This window comes from Methylobacterium sp., assembly GCF_019745455.1.
Lineage (GTDB): Bacteria > Pseudomonadota > Alphaproteobacteria > Rhizobiales > Beijerinckiaceae > Methylobacterium.
This window is the reverse complement of the sequence record NZ_JAIETD010000169.1, coordinates 1-22,091: the sequence shown is the minus strand read 5'-3', so window position 1 is coordinate 22,091 and position 22,091 is coordinate 1. Positions and strand designations below refer to the sequence as shown.

Below are 22,091 nucleotides of genomic sequence, written 5' to 3'. Positions count from 1 at the left end.
AATGATAAACATCAACCCCTGAACCTGGGTCACTTCTCAACGAAAACGCCGGGTCAACTCTCAGCGGAAATCAACACTCTCGAACAAGTTTTTGTCGACGAGCCCCTGCAGCTTTGTGTGCTCGCTCGTGAGGATGACAAGCTCGTCTCGCTTGGCGTCTTTCTGCTTGATCAGACCGGCGAGTTCCTCCGCCACTTGCCCGATTTGGAGTTCGAGTTGCTGGCGCTGGCTGTCCCGACTCGAGAGATTGCCCCGGAACATCCGGCTCTCGCCGTCGAGGATCGACAGCGTCTCGGCGTCGCCGCCGAGGAGCGTTGAGGGGAAGGCGATGCTCCGCAACCCGTCGCGTTCGGCCATCAAGCGAGCTTTCTTGGCCGAGAGCTCGACCATCTGGCCCCGGACGATGGCGAGCTCTGCGCGGGTCTGTGCGTCGTCGATGCGGATGAGGACCTCGTCGGCCCTCACGGCCTGTCCGTCCCGCACGAGAATGGCGCCGACGACGCCCCCGTCCCGGTGCTGGACCGTCTTGGCGTGCTGCTCCACCGTGATCGAACCTGGCGCCATGATGGCACCGTTGAGGTTGGTCGTGGCGGCCCACCCCCCGACCCCGACCAGGAGCGCCGCCGAGAGCGAGAGCCCCAGGACGATCCGCGGGACCACCGAGAAGGAAGGCTCGTGGCTGTGGTCGAGGGTCGTACTTACCCGGAGGGAAGACTTGCCGGCTGGTGCGTTGCGCATGGTACGGTCCCGATTCTGGTATGTCTGGGTCAGGCGCCCGTCGACGCGGACGGGGAGGGGCGCTCCGCCTCAACGAAGAGGAGGGTGTGCTGCCCGTCGAGGATGATGGTCGTCTCGAAGGTGTCATCGCTGTCGAGGTCGGCCGTGATGATGGTCACGTCGCCGTCGTCCATGCGTGCGGAGCGGTACTGGATGCCTGCCAAAGTGCCCGCATTGTGCTCCATCGCCTCCGCCAGCGACCGGCCCAGTGTTCCCTGACCTTCCTCGAACAAAGTGTATTTAAGCAGGCTGATGTAATCCCCGACGGAGAAATCGGTGATTTCCACGGCCCGAGTTGATTCCTTGCCGCCAGGGACCGGAACGAATTCGTAGCCATCGTCGCCGTCGCCGCCCGTGATGGCGACGCTGTTCGCGCCGATGACGAAGCGGTCGTTGCCGGAGCCCGACACGATCCGCTCCATCGAATCCACCATGTCCTCGCCCTGCTCGGTGCCGGACACGACCTGGCTTACGAGGTCGACGAGCAGGTCCTGGGTCGCTTCGCTGAGGTCGAGGGTATCGCAGCCCTCGCCGCCGGAGACCGAGTCGCTCTCTCCATCGCTCGCCAGCCGGATCAGGTCGTCCCCCGCACCGCCGCTCACGCGGTCACTCCCCGCCCCGTCGTGGAGGATATCCCGTCCGGAGCCGCCGTCGAGGGCGTCGTTCCCGTCGCGGCCGTAGATGCGGTCGTCGCCCTCGCCCCCTGCGAGACGGTCATCTTCCTGGCTCCCCAAGAAGCAATCGTTGCCTGAGCCGCCGATCAGCCCCTCCAGACCAGAGACGAAGTCCTGCCCGGTCTCGGTCCCGCTGACAGCGCCCAATAGGAGGTCGGCGAAGACGCCGGTCCGTGTTCCGGAGAGGTCGAGTACATCCTCGCCCACCCCGCCCTCGAAGCGATCGGACTCTCCGTCGGAGGAGGCGACGATGACGTCGTCGCCGGAACCGGCCGCCACGCTGTCGGAGCCTGTCCCATCGGAGAGGTAGTCGTCGTCAGCACCCCCGTCGAGATGGTCGTTTCCGCCCCCCCCTGAGATGCGGTCCCGGCCGTCTCCGCCCGCGAGGGCGTTCGCTCCGCCGTCGCCCGTAAGGGCATCATCGCCGGACCCTCCCCTCACGTCCTCAATCGCGGAAAGCACGTCCTGCCCGGTCTCCCAGCCGACCGAGGTACCTGCAGCAAGGTCGACCACCACTCCGGCTATCGTGCCTGAAAGGTCAAGTTCGTCCCGACCCAGCCCGCCGTCGAAGTGGTCCACCTCACCGTCGGAGGCGGCGGTGATGACGTCGTTGTCCGAACCTCCCATCACGGTGTCGGACCCGGTTCCATCGGAAAGCACATCGTCATCAGCGCCTCCGTCGAGCCAATCGCTGCCGGCGGCGCCCGATATGTGGTCCTGGCCGGCTCCTCCGAAGAGGCGGTTGTCCTGCGCATTGCCCATGAGGGTATCGTTGCCGGAGCCGCCGAGCACGGATTCGATGCCCTGGATTTGGTCCCGGCCCGTCTCCGCCCCATCGGTAGTGCCAGCAGTAAGGTCGACGACGACACCGGACGTCGTACCCGACAGGTCGAGGGTGTCATCGCCAGCGCCGCCCTCGAAGCGGTCGTCCTCTCCGTCCAGCGCGGCCAAGAGGACGTCGTCGCCGTCCTGCCCCGAGGCCACGTCCCGGCCGGCCCCATCGGAGAGGACATCGTTGCCGGATCCTCCCTCCAGGTCGTCGTTGCCAGAGCCTCCGGAGACGACGTCCCGCCCGGGTCCACCGAATACAAGGTCGTCGTCGTCCCCGCCGTCGAGGCGATCATCCCCAAGATCGCCGACGACGATGTCGTTCCCCGTACCGCCCATCAGGATGTCGCTGCCTTCCCCACCGTCGAGGAGGTCATCCCCGGCATCGCCGAACAGGAGGTCGTTACCTCCCTCTCCGAACAGGCGGTCGTGGCCGGTTCCGCCGGACACATGATCCCCGCCGCTGCCGGCCAGAACGACGTCGTTGCCGGCCCCGCCCTGGACAACATCGTCGCCAGCACCCGCCACGATGTGGTCGTTGCCGGCGCCCCCGGCGACGACATCGGCCCCGTCACGCGCCTCGATGTTATCGTTGCCATCCCGGCCGTCGATCTCGTCGGCGCACAGCGTGCCGAGGAGGAGATCGTCGCCGTTCGTCCCGACGATCTGGTTTCGCTCGACGACGTTGAAAACCGCCGTCTGGGTGACCCAGAACTCGCCGTCCGTCACCTCGTAGGTGATGGTGACGGGACCAATACTGTCACCGTCGTAGACCCAACCGTCGCCGTCGCGGACCAGGGTCCCAGACGAGACCGTGAGGTTGCGCACCGAGAGGCTATCACCATCGGGATCCTCGACGTTCCGCAGGAGGTCCGAGAGCGCGATGGGGAGCAGGGTGCAGCCAGACACGTCCGCAAGGTAGACGGGACCACTTGCGACCGGGGCGCGGTTGCGCCGGCCGACGGCGCCATCATCGTCGTTCGATGGCGTCCGATCCGGGGCAGGTCCGATGTTCCCACCACCCGGATCGGTCTCGCCGGCCTCCGGCGAAATATGGTCATCGGCAACCTGCCCGTCCGGTTCTTTCCTATCAGGCTCTTTCTCGACGTCATCCTTATCGCGCCCGCCTCCACCGCCGCCACCGGAGGCCACGCCGCCATTATCGTTGGTCGGCATGGGGATGACGGGAGATGCCTTGAAGTCGTTGAGGTCCGTCGCCGGATCGGGCTTGGCGAATTGCAGTGCCCGGGTTTGAAGAAATTGCGCAGAATCGTACTGCGTGGTCGGTGCCTCCAGCTGCGGGGCAAACGTTGGGGCGACTCCGATCTTTGTATGTGGTTCAACCAGTTCTGCCTCGTCGAAAAGAGGCGGAATGACCGTCAGCCTGGCCCCTGCTTTAGGCTGTGCCGTTTCCTCCTCGACCTGCGCTATCGCCTGAGAAGATGTCTGGAACAGCGATTTGAGGTAGGCCGCCAGTGCTGCAACAGCGAGCGCTACGTAGTAGGGCGTGCCCGACTTGGCCTCGTCGGCCTTCGAGGCGTACTTCTGCGCGCCCTCCGCGGCCCCGGCCGCCTTCGTCCCCTTGGTCTCGATCATCATGCCGTCACCCGCTCCGCGACGGAGCGCTCCCTTGCGACGCGGGAAGGATCGGAGGCTTGTGAGGCCTCACGGGCCACTTTGCCGAGGATGGCCTCCTTGGGCCCGAAAGCGGTGAGCTTGCCGTCTTGGATGACCGCGATGGTGTCGACGGCCGCCAGGACGCTCGGGCGGTGCGCGATGACGATGGCGATGCCGCCGCGGGCGCGAACACCCTGGATGGCAGCTGCCAGCGCAGCCTCGCCCTCGCCGTCGAGGTTGGAGTTCGGCTCGTCGAGCACGAGCAGGAAGGGGTTGCCGTAAAGGGCCCGGGCGAGGCCGATGCGCTGGCGCTGGCCTCCCGATAAGGCCGTGCCGAAGGGACCAAGCTCCGTGCGGTAACCCTCGGGCATCCGCAGGATCATCTCATGAACGCCTGCGGCGCGGGCGGCCGCCACCACGAGGGCCGGGTCGGCGTTCTCCTCGAGGCGGGAGATGTTCTCCTCGACCGTCGCGTCCATGAGGCTGACCTCCTGGGGCAGGTAACCGATGATCCGTCCCAGGCTCTCCTCGTCCCATTGTGGCAGGTCGGCACCATCGAGGCGGATCCCGCCGCGCAGGACCGGCCATATTCCCGTAAGCGCCCGGCTGAGCGTAGTCTTGCCGCCGCCGCTCGGGCCGATGACGCCGAGCGCCTGACCCGCATTGAGCTCGAAGCCGACGTCCGAGAGCAGGATGCGTCCCGAACCCGGCGCGGCGACGGTGATTTGGCCGACCCGCAGGGACGATTGTGGCATCGGGAGCGCCATTGGCTTCTCGACGCCGGCTAGCGCCACCAGGGTCTCCTTCAGGCGCCCGAAGGCCGTCCGCGCGACAGAGATGGATTTCCAGTTGCCGACGGTCTGATCGATGGGCGCCAGAGCGCGAGCCGACGTGATCGAGGCGGCGATGATGGCGCCGGCGGAAAGTTCGCCGCCGATGACGAGGTAGGCGCCGAGCCCGAGCACGGCCGATTGCAAGATCATGCGCAGGACGCGCGAGACCGCCCCGAACGTCCCGGCAACGTCCGTGGTCTTGGTCTGCAGTTCGAGATGCTCGTTATTGGCGAGGCGATACCGGTCGACCGCGCGCTCCGCGAAGCCCATCGCCTTGAGGACGTCGGCGTTTCGGGCGTTCGAGTCGGCGATGGCATTGCGGGCCACGACGGCCTGCTGGGTCGCGCCCGTCCAGCGCCGGGTCAGGAGTTCGGTAAGGATGGTGATGAAGGTCAGCAGCACCGCCCCGCCTATGGTCAGGCCCCCGAGCCAGGGATGGAGCATGTAGACGAAGATGAGGAAGACCGGCGTCCAGGGAAGGTCGAAGAGCGCGACCAGACCCGGGCTTCCGAGGAACCCCCGCACCGTGTCGACGTCGCGGCTACGCTCCATCGCTTCCGCCGTGGAGAAGCCGTAGCGTGGCATGTCGATGGAGACGCGCTGCGCGAGGGGAGCGATGCGCCGGTCCAGTTGCGCGCCGATGCGGACCAGGATCTGGAGCCGCAGCACGTCGAACATGCCCTGGAAGAAGTATAGCCCGATGGCGAGTGTCGACAGACCGATCAGGGTCGGCAGGCTGCCGCTCGGTAGGGCGCGGTCGTACACCTGCAGCATGTAGAACGAGCCGGTCAGGGCCAGGATGTTGATGATCCCGGACATCCCGAACAGGAAGACGAACGGCATCCCAAAATGGCGGGTCAGCCGCTCGGCGCTTCTCTTCTTGGCGAGTTGCTTCTGGTCCTTGGAACGCATGTCGAGGTCCCCCTGCGCTCATGGTAAGGGGAGGGGCCCCGGGCGGGGCCCCTCCGGCGTCAGAGGGCGAAGTCCGCAGCGGTGGCAGCAGGGCTTCCCTTGATGCTGAGACGGAACTCGGGGGTCGCGTCGCCGCCCGTATTGGCCTGGATGACGGTGTAATCTCCGTCCGCCCGGGTCTCCTCTGTGACGAGCAGTTGACCCACCCCGGTGAAGGCCGCTCCCGTCGCGAGCGTGAAGGCTTGGTTGCCGGCGACGCCCTGGTTCGCGTCGATGGCGCTGAGGTCGACCCGGTCGCCGGGCTGGAAGCTCGCGATGGTGTCTCCGTTCGCCGCTGCAGCCGTCTGGAAGCGATAGGTGTCGGCCCCGAGGCCACCATCCATCACGTTCACCGCATCGCTCGCGGTGATGTCATCGTTGCCCGAGCCGCCGACGAGGTTCTCGATCCCCCAGAGGGTATCTGTTCCCGACTGACTGCTCGACGCGCTGCCGCGGCCCGCGAGGCCGGTACCGAGATTGGCGGTGATGTTGGCGCTGATGGCGGACAGGTCGAGCGTATCGATGCCGGTACCGCCACCCATCTCGTCGCCCCAGTACCTGTCATCGCCGTCTCCGGTCTCGGCCACAATGAGGTCGGCACCGTCACCGCCTATCACGTCGTCGTTCCCGGTCCCGGCGGTCACCAGGTCGTTGCCGGCTCCGGCAAGGATCCGGTCCGCGCCGCCGTCACCGTAGAGCATGTCGTCCCCGCTTCCTGCGAGGATGTCGTCGTCGCCGGCGCCCCCGAAAACGACATCACGACCGCCGCCAGCATCGACGAAGTCATTGCCGTCCCCAGCACGAACGACGTCCGGGCCGTCCCCCGAGAGGATGTTGTCGTCCCCCGCAAGGCCGAGGACGGTGTCGCCCCCCGCCGTCCCCGAGAGGACATCGGCGTTGGCGGTACCTGCCACCAAATTCGTGGTCGATTCCGCTGGCGGCGTGGTCGTCCCGCCCCCCGTGGTGGTGCCGCCGGTCGTCCCCCCGCCGGTGCCCGGATTGGTGGTGTCGTCGTCGCCGCCGCACTCGACAGTGTCGGTGCCGTCGTCGTCATCGGTGCCGCCGCCGGTGGTATCGTCGTCCTCCTCCTCGTCCTCCTCCTCGTCCTCGTCGCCCTCATCCTCGCCGCCGCCGGCATTATCGTCGTCGTCACCGTCGTCGACTGGCGGAGTATCGGGACTCGGCTGTTCGCCATCGTCGTCCTCATCCTCGTCGACCGGTGGCTGGATCGTGCCGTTCTGGAAGACGTTGGCGGGTAGGTCGGTGAGGCCAGTGTTGCGGGCGACGATCTGCGAGAAGGTCCGGGCATTCTCGAAGATCGAGTCGTCGAAGATTTCCAGGTAGTAGAATCGGTCGCCATGCTGGAGACGATCCATCTGCTCCAGGAAGATATGGCCAAAGGTCGACCCGAGCTGGCCATGGGTCGGCTTCTCGGCCAGGCCGCCGCTCCACATGTCCATGGTGCCGAAGCCTTCCGGATAGGCTTGCTTCAGCTGAGCCATAACCGCATCGGACACACCGTTGCGAGCCTGGAAGTCGTCCCAGCCCGAATAGGGACGCAGGCTTTCGATGCCGGTCCGTTCGAAGAGCTGCGCTCGCACCTCGTTGAACGGAGCGATGCCCATGTCGCGGCCGCGGAAGATATTGAGCGCGGCCAGATCGAGGGGTCGACCGACGAGCTGGTTGCGTAGCGCGTTGACCATGTCCACGTCGATCGCCTGGTGCTGATCGGCGACCGCGCCGGCGAGGAAGCCCTCGATCCCCAGATCGGCGACGCGGTCCGGCCGGAGGAAGGCCTCGACCAGCGAAAGCTGGACGGTCACGCCATCGGCGTTCACGTAGCTCAGATTCTCGTTGAGCATCGAATGTCCGAAGCGGTACGCCGCCTGCGCGAACTCGATCGAGATCGAAGCATCTACGGTCGGGTCATAGCCCTGGAAGTTATGCTCGACGTCCGGTTCGTCGTCGCCCTCGACCAGGCCGCCGGCCATCGCCTCGGTGAACTCGGTGAACACCACCTGCTGATATTCGGCGATATTCATCATGCGTGCTGTCTGAAAATACTCTTCCTCGGTCCAGGCTCCACTGGTCTCTTCCCGGATCTTGTCGACCCAAAAATTGTGGTTCCGGGCCCAGATCGTATGGATCGAGGTCAGCATCACGTTCTCGTTCACGCGTCCGTCGCCAGCGACGAAGTAGTGACCGATCGCATCGAGATCGAGGCTCGGCTCGGTCGCGTCCGGAAGCGTGATGAAGGCTGGTATGAAGTCGATCAGGAGGGCCTGGCCAGTGCCGTCATAGTCCGACACGTCCGCAGCCGTCAGTTCCTGACCCTTGGTCATCACCCGGTAATTCTCCCGGATGTCGGTCAGGGTGGGCAGCAGATGGTAGCCAGATGCATCTGTCGCACCTGTGAGGAGATAGGCGGTCTGCTGCGGCTCCCCGCCGTCTCCCGGCACCCATTGCCGAAGAATGTCCGTAATGGCCTCGTGCGAGCCATAGGCCTGGTTCTGGTCGACGAAGGGCGAGACGTTGTTGACGTACTCGGCCGCGATCTCGTCTCCGTTGTTCGGTACACCGTCAGGATCCACGCCAGTGCCTTCGACGATGTTCGACCGCGGCGCGCTGATTGGGAAGCCTTGGCCGCCGATCTGGACGTTTCCCGGGTCGCCCTTCGCGACGAAATCGAGGCCATGGTCGAAATACTGGCCGAAAAAGGTAAGCAGGGCGGTGCCGCCGAACTGGTTCGGGATGCTCTCCTCGACGCCGTCGCCATTGTTGTCCTGGTTGGAGACGATGTTGGAGATTTCGCGAGGTGTCAGCGCCGTGCCGCGGACTCCCGAGACGCCGTCGGTGTAGCTGGCATCGGTCAGCCGGATGAAGTTCTGGCCGGCCGTTCCATAGTTCGGGTTCTCGATGTTGTTGCCGTAGCCGGAGGCATCGCGGACAAGGCCGTCGCGGACCATGGCCAGCAGATCTTCCAGATCCTCGTCATCGAGGTTGGCGACGGTCTCCTGCGAGGGCGTCTCGACCCGTGTGACGCCCTGACCCTCGATCAAATCCTGCGGGCGGATCGGTCCGATCACCTTGTCGCTGCCGCCGTTCGATCGGAAGACGAGCCGGTGCGCCGACCGCATGCCGGAGATGTCGACGGTATCGTCCCCGCCACCATCATTGACCGTGATCGTCGAAAAGTTGAGGCTGGTCGGATTGAAGTCGCCGCGAGTGGTCACCGTGTCGTTGCCCAGACCGGTGTCGATAATGATCTCCTCGATATTGTCGAGCTCCGTAACCACCTGACCGTTGCGGGTGATGACGATCTCGGTGTTGAGGTTCTGGATCGCGATGCCGTCGCTTTGCGCTGCCTGACGACTGTAGACGACGAAGGCCTCGCTGGCCTCGTTGCCTATGATGCGCACGGTGTCGGTGTTTTCCGCGCCGTTGATGAAATCCCGCCCGTCCGTTGCGCCCGACGCATTGGCGTTCCAGACGATGAGGTCATCGCCCGTGCCGCCATTGATCGTGTCGTTGCCCAAGCCACCGATGATGGTGTCGTTGCCGCCAGCCGCGTTGAACGCAGAGCCGTTCACGTCGCCGATCAGGATTTCGCCGCCGCCGCCGCCGTTGATGCTGTTTGCGGGGTTGGTGAACCCGATGCTGATGTTGTCGATGCTGACAAGATCATTGGCGTCGTCCATCGCAGACGCGGTGAAGCGGATAAACGCACCCGCGGTGAATGGGCCATTCAGGACCAGATTGGCGGCGTCCGCACCATTGTTCGTGCTGCCGATCGTTTGCACCGTCTGGAGACTGATGCCGTCCCTCGAAAATTGTACCAAGACCTGTTCGCCGGCTTCCAGGTTTTCAGTGACGTCATAGGAGATGGTCGCCGAGAGTGCGCCTGCGAGCCCGGCCAGGCCCCGCTGGATCACCGCACCGTTGCTGTTGGCGACATCGCTTCCGTTGTCGAATTCCAGACGATCAGTATCGGCGGTGATGCGGATCTGGCCGTTGTCCGACGTGCTGCTGTTGTCGTCTAGGGTCTCTACCCAGTCGTCCGTCCAGATGACGTCGTTACTGGTGTAGCTTGGATCGTTGTTGAAGTTCTCATTGTACGTCGTTGTGTTGACCACCGTGTCGAGGGTCACCGTGGCCGTGTCAGACCCACCGTTGGTCGTGTAGATGAACGAACCATCAGGCGCGGCGGAATCGGTAACCGTAATCGAACCTAGGTTCAGGGCGGCCGTCAGCCCGTTCGGGCTGGATACGGCCGTGATGTCCAATATCGTGTCCGGGTCGATGTCGTTGGCCAGCAGGATCGATTCCGGCACGACGATCGGGGTGCCCGGTGCGAGATTGGTGAGGATCGTGTCGTTGTTGGCGACCACCAGATCGTTAACCGCTGTGACGTTGACGGTCGTGCGCGCGACATTGCTATTGAAGAAGCCGTCATTGACGGTCACCTCTATGACGCGCGGCGTCAGATCAGGATTTTCGCTGTTGCTGCGGTAGCCGATTGACTGGATCGCGGCTTGGTAGGCGGCGATCGAAGCCGTTCCCGTCAAGGTGACGACGAAGGTCGATCCGACCGTTTGGGTGGTGGCCGTGATCGCGGCATTGGGGCCCGTCAGCGCCTCCGGAATCACGAAGGTGTCTCCTGGGAACGTGTTCGTCAGAACAATGCGCGCCGAGACGAGCGTCTGCCCGTCGTCGGCAATGCGCGGATCGGACGCGATTGGAATCGTGGCCGCGTTCTCGGTAAAGCTCGTCGTGACGTTGATCGACGGGGGTGTAGCCGGCTGTTGGAAGACGGCGCTGATCACCAGGTTGTCGATCGAGAAGGATTCCGCTGGCTGAAATATTCCGCCGCTCGGGTCGAGCGTGTTGTTGGCCCGGAAGCGGATCGCAGCTGCGGCACCGAAGGGCACGTCGGTCGGCAGCGTGAAGAGAAGGTCGTTGCCGCCGTTGTTGCCGTCGAACGTCTGCAGCGTCACAAAGTTGACGCCGTCTGCCGCAAACTCAAATATGATCTCTTCATTATCGCCCAAGCCAAGAGGCAGCGCGGTGACGCCCGTATCGTTGATGGAGAAGGTCACCGTCGCTGACGCGGCGCCCGCAAGACTCAAAGTGCGGGTTACGGAGGCGTCGTCGAGATTGCCTTGAGAGAACGTGAGCGTTCCACCTGCCGTGATCTGTACGCTGCCAGCGGTGGCACTACCCGCCCCATCGAAGGCTTCGGTCCAGGGGCCGTTGAAATCCTCCGTAGCGGTCGCATTGTTGTTATTGTAGGTGCGGGCGGTGAAATTGTCGCCCCAGGTGCGGGTGGTGGAGTCAAAGCCGTTCAGCTCGAGCGTCGGCTTGACGAGCGAGATCGCCCGGTCTGCGAACTGCAGCACCTCGATGTTGCGCAGCGTATCGACGCCGTCCGAGACAAGGTTGCGCTCGGTGAGCGGGTCGACAACCCCGACCGTGACGTTGACGTGGCTGACGGTGAAGCTGCCGTCATCATTCTCGACGATAGTGTAGTTGGCGGTGCCATCGGCTGCGAGGAAGGTGTCGTTGTAATATGCGGTATCGACGTCGGTGGCGCCAACGCCCGTCTCCAGTATTTCGCGGGTGATCTGCATCTGGGCGGGCGTGATGGTACGGGCGATCATCAGCTCGAAGAGCGACTTGCCGTGCCAGGCGGTCGGGATTGCCTGTCCTTCGCTGCTGGTCTGACCGGCGGCAAAGACGTGCCGCATGGAATCGACCGTCGCGATCTCCGGTCCGGTGCCGTCGGTGCTGGCGCGGATGCTGATGCGCACGTTCAGCCAGCGGTCGCCGTCCAGGATGTCGTCGCCGCCATTGCCGCGCATGTTGTCCGAGCCGCCGCCGCCGAGCAGGATGTTGCCGCTCTCGAAGAAGCCGGTCGTTCCCACCGAGACGATCTCGTCGAGGCCCGCGATGCGGTCGATACCGGCCTGGTCGAGGCCGTCGTTGAAGAAGATCGCTTCCGTGGTGGCCACCGTGTCGCCGGGTGCGATATCGCCGAGCACGCGATCGTCGCCGATCAGGGTGTCGTCGTTGTCCCAGCCCGACAGCGCTTCCGTCTTGTCGAAGCGGTTGCGGAGCGTGTCCGCCTCTTCCGTCGTGAAGATCGGGATGCGCATGTCGGCGTAGCCGTCGAGCGCCATACCCTTGAAGATCGCCCAGTCGAAGCCGAACATGCCCTCGTTGCGCATGACGCTCTCGCCCTGGACCATGATGTCGTCGCCGGATTCGGCGTCGAAATCGTGCTCTTCCGAGCCGGAGAACATGACGTCGTGGCCTTTGATCGCGCTGTTGAAGAACAGCTCGGAATTGTCGCCCGCCGTGGTGTCGAAGCCGCCGCCGCCCTCCATCCAGTCGCTGCCCTCGCCGCCGATCAGCAGGTCGACGCCGTCGCCGCCGAGGACGAAGTCGTCGCCCTCGCCAGCGAAGACTTCGGTGTCGTCTACGCCGACGAAGAACACGTCGTTGCCGGTGCCCCCCATCAGAATGTCGAGGCCGTTGGAGTTGGCGATGACGTCGTTTCCGGAATCGCCCTTCAGGAAGTCCCCGGTGTCGCCCGAGTCGGTGATGATGTCGTCGCCGGCGCCACCGTTGACGAGATCGACACCCGCCCCGGATTCGATCCGGTCGTCGCCGCCGTCGCCCCAGATGCCGTCATCGCCGAAGTCGGTGATGATGGTGTCGGCCTGGTTGGTCCCGCCCACGACGACGTGCTCGCCGCCGAAGGTGCGGAAGTAGTGGGTGTCCGATTCCGGCGTAGCCGGATTGTCGCGCACAACCTTGCCCATGCCGAGGGCTTCGAGCACCGGGTCGCTGCCGGTCGGGTCGACGCCCGAGGCGCTCGCATTGGTGGGATCGTAGTCGGCCTGGTTCGCCGCGTTGACCTCGAAGACGTAATCGTAGGTGGCGAAGGAATCGACGCCGATATGACGCGTGACAATGTCATCATCGGTGCCGCGGATGCCGTCGGGGCCAGGATTGGAGATGTCGGTGTTCGCCATGATCATCTTGGCGAACGAGTTCTGTTCCAGCTCCGTGAGGAAGTTCTGCCCCTGCGTGCGGGTCAGGTAGTAGAAGCGGTCGCCGTCCTGCAGGTTCTCCATCTGCGCTTCGAATACCGCGTTGAAGGTCGAGCCGAGGAAGCCGCCGAACGGCATCTTCTTCTCGGCCAAGCCGCCGATCCAGAGGTCGATGTTGTTGAGGCCGGTTTCGCGATCGTCGGCATTGCCGGCTACACCGTCGAGACCCGCGGGAGCCCATGCGCCGGTGCTGTTGAGGAACGCGGTGCGATCCCCGATCTGGGAGGGCGTGCCGTCCGCCCTCACCCCGAATACCAGTTCCATAGCCACGGCCCGCTTCTCCGCGACATTGAGTTCACGGGTCGCATCCGGATCCGCCGTCGTCGGTGCCGCTAGGCGCGCGGCTAGGGACGGGTGCGTCCCGTAAGCAGCAATGAAGTTCACTACCGATAGCGGGTTCTTGAGGTTGGTGGCGAGTTCCGCCCAGCTCTCGTAGGGCTTGAGGAAGCTCGAGCCGGTGGCCGCGTAGAGCTGCTCGCGCGCCTCATTCAGCGTCGGCATGTTGGTGTCGCGACCGCGGGCGATGTTGATGGCCCCAAGGTCGAGCGGAATGCCGAGCAGGTTGTTGCGCAGCGCACCCGTGAGGAATTCGTCGATCTCGTTGCCGCGCTCGGTGGTCATCCCGCGCACGACGGCACCGGCAGCCTCTTCAGCGGTAAGTGTGCCGTCGTTGTTGAAGACCACCGGGTTCAAGAACGAGGCGATGAGGCCCATGTCGTCCTGAGACGTGACGTTACCGCTCTCGTCGAGGAAAACGCGTGGCATGCTGTCGGTCAGCATGGAGTGGCCAAAGCGATACACGACGTTGGCGAACTCGGAGAAGATCGAAGGATCGATGTCCGTCACCGAGTTGAACACAAAGGGGTCGATCGCCGGCTGGATCTTGCGGCCGAACTCCTCGAACACGAGGTGCTGGTACTGCATCTCGGTCGCCATGCGGGCAGCCTGGAACAGGCGTTCGCCGTCCCAGTTCAGCGTGCCGAGATCGGCGGGGATCGCGGAGACGTCGGTAAGCAGCCACTCGTTGATGAAGCCGAGGTCGCCGCTCCCGAGGATGGTCGCCTTCTGCAGCTCGACCTGGCGGTTGTGCTCGGAGTGGAAGACGTGGTGGACGGTGGTGAGACCGATATTCTCGTTGCCGCGCCCGTCGCCGGTGATGAAGTGACGGTCGAGAAGCTCGTTGTCGTAGGCAACGCGGTTGCCTCGCGAGTCCGTGGCGATGGCGTTGCCGGTGTCGGTGTCGGCATCGGCGGCGATGGCGACCATTGAGGTTTGCGGGTCGTTGTCATGATCGTAGACGCCGGTCGGAACGGCGTTGTGGGCGATGTCGTCGAGGAAGGCGTTTTGCGTCCGAATGGCGCCTGCCGTCGTCGGGTTGACCGGCGAGCTCGGCGTGCCGGAGACCACGATGTCGTCGGCCGTGTTGGGGACGCCGTCGGCGCCGATACCCACGATCAGCTGGGCGTAGCCGGTGACGGGATCGCGAACGAACTCGCCGTAAGCGTCAGTGCGGAGTAGCGGCACCGCACCGATGTCGCGATCTTCAAGCCGGATTCCCAGCATCTCTAAGGCCTGCGCTTTCACGTCGGCCCATGTCGGCAAGCCATTCTTGGACCCGTCCTTAAGACCGTCCAGCAGGCGGCCTGTCGTTACGATATCGCCCTCTTCATTGCGCTCGTATTCGCGCAGGAAGACCTGGTGCGATGCGTTCGAAGTGTAGGTCTGGTTCTGGTCGACCCAGGAGGTCGTGACGTTCCTTTGCGACTGCTCGCCCTCCGCGTTGATGACGGGGGTCGAGCGCGTCAGAACCATGAAATTGGTGTGAGGGGTCGCGTGATTGTAGAGCGGATCATCCTGGCTCAGCGGAATGTAGATTGTACCGGCGCTGCCCTTGGAGATCAGGTCGAGGCCGTGATCGAAGAACTGGCCGAAGAACGTCATCCAGCTGTTGAATGGCGCCGATAGGCCTTCATCCGGTGCGACATTGGGGATCGACAGCGAGCCGGACGCGTCAACCTCGAGGCTGTAGTCTTCGAGAAATGTGTTGAGATTGGCTTGTGCGACTGCCTTTACCGCCAGGTCGGCCGGAGTCGTGCCCGGTTTCAGAAGAACAGCCAGATCTGCCGCCCAGGAAGCCGAAGCGGCCTGGATCTCGGCAAGCGTGGCATAGGCGTTCTCCGCGCCGGCAAAGGTCAACGCAGCGACGATCGCCGCGGGGTTGTTCAGGCTCATGTCCGAGACAAGATTGGAGATCAGGCGCGGATCGGCGTCGACGACCGTGCCCGGCCCGAGATTTGTCATCGTGCCGGGCGTATAGTTGGTGTTGCTAAGCACGGTGTTCGGACCGAAGGCGAGAGAGTCGCCGTCGGCCTCGTTAAGGTACGCCCCGCCATCGAGCAGGCGCGGCATGCCATGGCCAGCCGCGCCCCACATCTCGCGGCCTTCCACGAGGTTGTTGTAGGAGCCATCGACGGTACGGATGCCGTAGGGCGCCTGATCGTCGGGAACGGCGCGCGCAGCATTGGGATTAGTTGCACGATAGGTCGTGCTACCGTCAGGCCGCTCAACAAGCGTATAGGCAGGGTCAAGTTGACTGATAATGGGGTTGCCATCGGCGCCGATTACGATCTCCGTCAGGGGAATGCCGTTGGCATTCGCTTCGCCGATCTTGATCTGCTTGAGGACGAAGGCGAGATCCGCTTGGTTCAGCTTGAAGGCCATGACATTTCCCCCTGGGGATTGGGCCCGTTTGGCGCAGGCATGCTCATGCCGGCCCGCCGGGCTTGCGGCGGCGAATGGATGCTTTGGGTCGCGAAGAAGTCGGATGGATTATCGGTGTCGGCGCGGCCGGCCTGGAGGCGCGACGGGCCGCATCGCGGGCAGACGCCCCTGGGGCCGCCGTTTGGGATGAGCCATCATGAACTCCTCCGCGCGACGCAGGGGGCGAAGGCCTGCCCTGTCCGTCGTGAGGCGCTCCCTATTTCAGGACGACCGCCTCAGTGAGCGCAAAGGTTCCACTTTCCGGCGAAGATCGAAACCTTAAAAAACCCTCAACGCTGAAGGTAATTTCCTGATTTGAAGGTTTTTCCTTCAGCCTCTGAAATTTTTTTATAGCTGCAGCTACTCCGTTGAATTGCTGTGAGGGTGCGCATGGTCATCATCTGAAGCAGTCCGCATGTAGGGACTTATGATCCTCTTGGCATCTTGAGGGTGACGCGGTCGACCATTTCTATGGCTCGCAAGGGCTTAGCTCCCCGATGGGCCAGAGCGTGGTAACTACCCAAGTTCGTGTCGGCGGGACTTAGGCGCAAACGGTCTTGTGCATGATGCTGAACGGGCCGCAGCTTGTGGCGCGAGGTGTATCGACGACGGTGCGGAAGGACGGCTGCGTGCGCTCCCCTTCGACTCCCGACGCAACTTCCTCACATCGCGGACCGCGCTGTTGCGCAGGCCGGTTTCGAAGAGCTCGCGCCTCAGGCGGGCAGTCTATCGAGCAGGCGATTGCCGAAGAACGGAACAAAGCCAAGGCGGGTCAGGCGCGCTCGCGCCTTCAGGCGGCTCACCGTGTCGTCGATATACTCGATCGCGAGGATCGGCAGCCCGCGTGCCTGCGCTTTCTCGAGATAGGTCAGGCTCCATTGGATGTCGGCGTCGGAATTGGCAACGCCCTCGCCATGGAGATTGTAGAGGAGGCTTTCTTTGCTGACGGCGTCGATCGCCCCGCAATAGGCCTCGTTCGTGAGGAGCGGTTCGGCGTTCTGGGCGATCATCAGGAACCCCGGATGGCGCGCCTTCGCGGTCGATGACAGCGTCGTCACGAGATCGATCATGTCGCGCTGGGCCTGCACGCCGCGACCACGCCAATCTCCGTAGGCATCCACTCGGTCGAGGAAGACGCCATCGAAGCCGGCCGATAGGATCGCCTCGAAGGTGCCTTCTTCCCCAAGCAGAACATTGCGCCACTCCGTTTGCCAGTACCGCACCGCGAAGCTGCCGGGCCAGCGAGGGTTCTCCGGGCCGAGCCAGGACGGAGGCGCCTCGCGCCAGCCGGCCTTCCAATAGGCACGGTAGCTCTCCGCCTCACCTACGCTCAGATAGGCGAGGACGAGCCGCTTGCCGCCCCCTGGCTTGGCTCGAAGGGCCGAGATGCCTTGCGCGTCCAGACGCTCGCCCTCCACGATCGGATCGACCACGATCAGGTCCAGGTCCGAGGCGGCGATCGATCCCGGTTCGATGCGCTGATACTGGCAGCCCCAGCGTTCGACGGTGACGCCGGCGAGATTCGCCGACGTCCGACGTCCCAGCAGAGGGGCAGCTCCAAGACCCCCAACGATGCCGGCGACGCCGAGGAGCCCGGAGAGGATCAGCGGCCTGCGTGTCATGAGCGTTGCCATGTTCCTCACGTCCCGAAGTTCTTCACGTCCTGAATGTGACTGCCCCTACTTCTCCGCGACCTGATCGACGGCTTTTGCCTTCTCGGTCGGTCCGACCCTCACGCGAAGGACGTCCCCCGGCTCGAGGGAATCGAACTCGGCAGCGCGTACGGTTTCGGTGGCATCACCGGTGCGCCGGATCACGTCGTACACGACGGTCCCCGCCTCCCGGCCAGGCGCCGGGTTCGTGCGTGCCATGAGCGCGGCCGTTGCATTCAAGGCGACATAGGCGCGCTCGGTCTGCTGGATATCGGTCTCGACCTGCGTGAGGTCTCGCTCCAGGTTGAGGCGGCGCTCGAGATCGCCCTGCTCCAGTGCCTTCTTGGCGATTTCCTGTCGCTGCTCCGTCTGCAAGAGGAGGATCTCGATATCGCGGCGGCGCCCTTCCATGTCCACATAGTCCCGCCGCACGTCGGCAACGCGCTCGTTCTCGACGACCTGTCGGGCAAACAGCGCCTCCATCATCTTGAGGCGCTCGCCCCTCACCTTCACCTGCGCATCGAAGTTCGCCACCCGCTGGCGCAACAGGTCGATCTCGTCGTGAATGGCCGCGATCGCCCGTTCGCGGGCTCCGCGGGCGATCGCCAGGTTCTGCGCCCGCAGCTGCACCATACGCTGCTCGCTGGCCAGCAGGGCGGCCGCGGCGTCCGTTCCGATCAGATCGCGCAGGGCGGGCGACTTGACCGCAACCGTCCCATCGCGCTCCGCGATCAGGACCGCCTTGCGGGCCAGCAGCCCTTTGAGGCGATCTCGCGCACCGTCCCGCCGTTCCTGCTCCCGCGTGGTCTCAATGGCCTGCGCGGGAGCGCCGTTCTCCAAGTCCCCGCCGGCGAGCGCTACCGCCTGGATCACCATCATGCCCGGCGCGTACGGGAAGGAACCCGGGTTGCGTACGACGCCTACGACGTAGATCGGCGCACGATGGACCATCGAAACCGTGACGTTGCAGCGGCGCCGAAACAGCCGGTCGAAAGCCTCGCCGAGGTCGGCCTTGAAGGCCGATGCCGGCCGGCCGGCTGCATCGATGGCCCCGAAGAGCGGCAGCACCACCTGGCCACCGGGCTCAACGGCGTATTCGCCCGAGAGGTCGACCCGTGGATAGACCGTCTGGAGGAGGGGCGGCGCTGGCTCACGTGGCCCAGCCTTCTCTGGTTCGGAGGTGTCGGGCACCTCCATCATCTCGAAGAACGTCACCTTCAAACGGTCCCCGACCCTGAGCAAGGGCTCGACGCCTGCCACGGCCGGCGAGCCTCCCATGACCAGAAGAGCCAGGGTGCCGAGCATCCGGGCGCCACGCCGTCTCGCTTCCCACCACCTGTTGAGTGACATGTTCGCCTCCGTGCGCGGGTCAGGTCCGCGCGTTGCTCAGATCTGCTGCGCGCTCGTGGCACTGCCGACGAACACACGAAAATCGATCGATTTCAGGACCCTCATGAGGGCGAAGAGAGAGGCGAAGCCTGCCGTGATGGAGGCCACCATGTAGCCAGCGCCGAGGGTGCTCGGCTCGAGTTCGGAGAAGGCCAATGTCAGGCTGGCGAGGGCGGCCAGGAAGATGACCTGCAAAACGGCATAGATCCGAGTCGCATCGAAGAAGATCAGCAGCGCCGAGCACGACATGAACAGGTATTGGAACAGAGCCCCGACGGTGCCCATGCGCAGCACGCCGATTTGCCGGAACTGGAGGCCGACCGCTTCGACGATCGCCGGGGCTGTGAGCACCACGATGATGCACAGAGCCGTCTGCACCATCATGATGCCGGCGAGCGTCCGTGTCGTCTCGCGCTCCAGGATCTGCGCCTGCCGTCGGATCGTCTTCAGCGTGGCGTGGTTGTCGATCGACTGAAAGTAGGACCGGTAGCGATCGAAGAACGTCGTCTCCAGGCTCGTCACGAAGAGCGCGAGCGCGGGGACGACGGTCAGGCTCGCAATGAACATCGGGCCGTCGTAGAGAGGTGCGTGGATCAGGCCGGCGTCAACTCGCTCGCCATGGCTGCTCATCCAGACGATCCACTTGTCGATCCAGACGCTTAGACCACCCGCAAGTGCCCCGATCGCTAGCGAGGGGCTGCCGCGAAGCCTCTGCAGGAAAGCGGCACGCGCCGTCGAGAGCGTCCGGCAGGGTGCCGGGAAAGTCGCTGCGAAGCTCGCCGTAAGCCAGAGGAAGACCACCACGAACCCAGCAGCAAAGCCCCACATCATCGCGACGGGACCGGAGCCGCTGAGGGCTGCCGTCACCGCAAGTCCGACGGCGGCGAGGAGTCCGAGCGCGAAGGCGAGCGTCACCTGGAGGTACTCCCGGACGGCACCGCAGAACGCGAGGCCGACCCAGACCATGCTGACGATTTGGGACGCTGCGATTCCCGCAGCTGCGACGTCCGGAGTGGTGGCGACGAGGAAGAGGAAAACGAACGCCGAGAGTGCGAGCGTCGCCGCGGAGCTCCCGAGGAGCGTCAGGGCGAACAGAGCCCGAACATCGTCGTATTGCCGGCGGTAAAGGGCATCGGCGAGAACACGCGTGCCCACCATCGCGACGGGCGCGGTACCGACCAGCGAGAGCGAGAACACGTAGACCACGAGCACCCGAAAGGTCGCGAGTGCTTCCTCACCCATCACGGGACCGGCAGCTTCACCGATCACCAGGATCGCCATGACGGTGTAGAGCCAGGGACCGGCCGACACGATAGCCGCATGGGCGACGGCCGCGACTGGCCCCAGGATCTCGTCGCGTCCACCGAGACGACGTAGTTCGAACCCGATCCCCGCCATCTTTCAAGCCTCCGCCAAGGCGGCACCCGTGCGGGCCGTTTCGAGGAAGTGCGAATAGGTTTCCCGGTAGGTCGCGAGCACGTCCTCCGAGGCGTAGTAGCGGCGAACCCGGGCACGCAGCGCCTCGCCAGCGGAGCGCCGACGGCCATCGTCGAGGAGAAGTTCCTCGATGGCGCCCGCCGTCGCACGGGGATCCACGAGGGGCGTGACGGTGCCACCGGACCCGAGTCGCGGAACTTCGGAAGCTCGTCCCTCCAGGATCTCGCGGCAGGATCCGACATCGGTGGCGACGCACGGGATGCCCGCCGCGCCGGCTTCCAAAATGACGAGCGGTTGAGCTTCGCTCAGGCTCGTCAGGACGACGACGTGGATCTCAGCGAGATAGTCGACGATCTTGACCGAACCGGTGAACTGGACCGTCTCGGACATGTCTAGATCGCGGACCAGCGTGAGACATTCCTCGAAGTAGCCGGCATCTTCATCGGTCGGGCCGAGAATGAGCGCGCGCAGGTTCGGCACGTTGCGGCGCAGGATGGAGGCGGCCTCGATGAAGGATTTCACGTCCTTGATCGGCACGACCCGGCCGATAAGCGCGATCGTCGGCGTCGCCGTGCCCGGAGCGGCGGGGATGGTAGCGAATTTTGCAAGGTCGATGCCGTTGGCGATCACGGCAAGTCGCTCGGGCGGCGCACCCAGCGCTCGCTGAAGCCGTTGGTTGTCCTCGTAGAGCGTGATGATCTGGCTGCAGGCTTCGTAGCAGATCAGCGCATGGGCATCGAAGATCTGCATCCAGATGTCGCGCAGGTCGACGCGCTCGTCGTGAAGCCTAATGCCCTTGTCGACCGTGTCGCAGATCCATTCCGCCATCAGGATCTCGATGCGGCGCTCGTTGGTATAGATTCCATGCTCAGTGATCAGGGCTGGGCGCCCTGTCTCGATCGCGGCCCGCGCCGCGAGGAGACCGGCATAGCCGGTCGAGATCGTGTGATAGACCCGTGCCTGCGGAAGGGGCGCTTTGACGACCGCGAACAGGCCGCCGAAGAGAGCTCGCCAAGCCCAAAAGAAGTGCAGGAACGATGCATGCGGCATCAGTCGCTCGTACATCTGGCAGGTGACATTCCAGGAGAGCGGAGACGCCATCAGGTTCGTCAACGAGAGGCCGTGCTCCGGATCGTTGACGAGGCGTACGAGATCGCGAAACGTAGAGAAGCCTCCGCCCCTGACAAGATCGATCAGCTTCTCGGCCAGAACGCTCTCGACTACACAGGTGTCATCGGGTTTCCGCCAAATCGCCGAGCGGAAATCACTATGAAGATGGAGATCTTGGAAACCGATGACGTTGTCAGGCAGGCTATAGCGCGCCTCACGCGGCTCCAAGCCGGCGACGATCGCCACCACATTGAAGGTGAGGCCAGGATTGCCTCTGATCAGCCAATCGATCCAGGACGAGACGCCGCCCGGGACATAGGGATAACAGCCTTCCACGATCAGGCAGATATCGGCTTCGATCTGCTTCGGTCGGTGCTGAGGCCTAAGGCGCATGACGAGGGCCCCAAAGGTTCGATGTCGCGACCGGAAGGGCAGGCCGCGTTAGCACGTCGTGCAGCTCACGGATGCGGCGTAGATTCATCAGGCTCTGCGCGAGTGGTGCGGCGATGGCCTGGGCGTTGGCCGTCGCAGCCGCGTGCTCAGTCAACACATCCTCCCAATGCCGCAGGTCGGCGAGAAGGCAGCAAAGCATGCTTGCGGACACATCATGGTCCGGTTTGAGTTTAAGTGCGGTTCGGCAGAGGTCGACTGCAGCCTCCCGCGCCGTGAGAGCATTGGCCTCGTCCAGAAATCCGCCCTCAGCGATCCGGACCAGCTGCGTCGCCTCGGCTGCGAGCTCGTCCGGGGAGCAGGCAGCGGATCCGCGCTCGGCGAGCCGCTGGAAATCCAGGCGCGCCCGGGTTCGCAGCTTGACGGAGACCGCTGCCGCGTGAACGCGAATGCTCGGTTCCGCGCTTTGCAGGGCCTGCCCCAGCAGGTAGCGTCCGCGGACGAGGTGTAAATTCGAGGACCGCTTTGGCGGGGATTGGGGTGGCCATCGGGCCATGCGGC

Annotated in this window: 9 protein-coding genes; all 9 read right to left on the bottom strand. The window is 64.5% G+C overall.

The window, feature by feature from the left end:
* Window positions 1-60 precede the first annotated feature (60 nt).
* On the bottom strand, window positions 61-738 hold the full coding sequence (locus K2Y56_RS25600) for a biotin/lipoyl-binding protein (protein WP_292514776.1): 678 nt from the start codon (window positions 736-738) through the stop codon (window positions 61-63).
* 29 nt (window positions 739-767) lie between these two features.
* Entirely contained in the window at window positions 768-3,878 is a 3,111-nt protein-coding gene (locus tag K2Y56_RS25595; protein WP_292514774.1) for a cadherin-like domain-containing protein, read from the bottom strand.
* On the bottom strand, window positions 3,875-5,641 hold the full coding sequence (locus K2Y56_RS25590; RefSeq protein WP_292514771.1) for a type I secretion system permease/ATPase: 1,767 nt from the start codon (window positions 5,639-5,641) through the stop codon (window positions 3,875-3,877). The genes K2Y56_RS25595 and K2Y56_RS25590 overlap by 4 nt, the downstream gene beginning before the upstream one ends.
* Before the next feature lie 59 nt (window positions 5,642-5,700).
* Window positions 5,701-15,513: a peroxidase family protein gene (locus K2Y56_RS25585; protein ID WP_292514768.1), complete on the bottom strand. Its 9,813-nt coding sequence runs from the start codon at window positions 15,511-15,513 to the stop codon at window positions 5,701-5,703.
* 752 nt (window positions 15,514-16,265) lie between these two features.
* A complete protein-coding gene (locus tag K2Y56_RS25580) occupies window positions 16,266-17,186 on the bottom strand; it encodes an MJ1477/TM1410 family putative glycoside hydrolase (protein WP_292514765.1) in 921 nt (306 codons plus the stop codon).
* Between the two features lie 45 nt (window positions 17,187-17,231).
* Window positions 17,232-18,554 (bottom strand): polysaccharide biosynthesis/export family protein, encoded by a 1,323-nt coding sequence (locus K2Y56_RS25575; protein WP_292514762.1) that lies wholly within the window; start codon window positions 18,552-18,554, stop codon window positions 17,232-17,234.
* Between the two features lie 36 nt (window positions 18,555-18,590).
* Window positions 18,591-19,991 (bottom strand): exopolysaccharide Pel transporter PelG, encoded by a 1,401-nt coding sequence (pelG, locus tag K2Y56_RS25570; RefSeq protein WP_292514759.1) that lies wholly within the window; start codon window positions 19,989-19,991, stop codon window positions 18,591-18,593.
* A 3-nt stretch (window positions 19,992-19,994) separates the two neighbouring features.
* Window positions 19,995-21,533: a GT4 family glycosyltransferase PelF gene (pelF, locus tag K2Y56_RS25565; RefSeq protein ID WP_292514757.1), complete on the bottom strand. Its 1,539-nt coding sequence runs from the start codon at window positions 21,531-21,533 to the stop codon at window positions 19,995-19,997.
* Window positions 21,523-22,091, bottom strand: a 569-nt coding sequence (locus K2Y56_RS25560; protein ID WP_292514754.1) for a hypothetical protein, incomplete at its 5' end; no start/stop codon positions are given. The genes pelF and K2Y56_RS25560, both read right to left, overlap by 11 nt.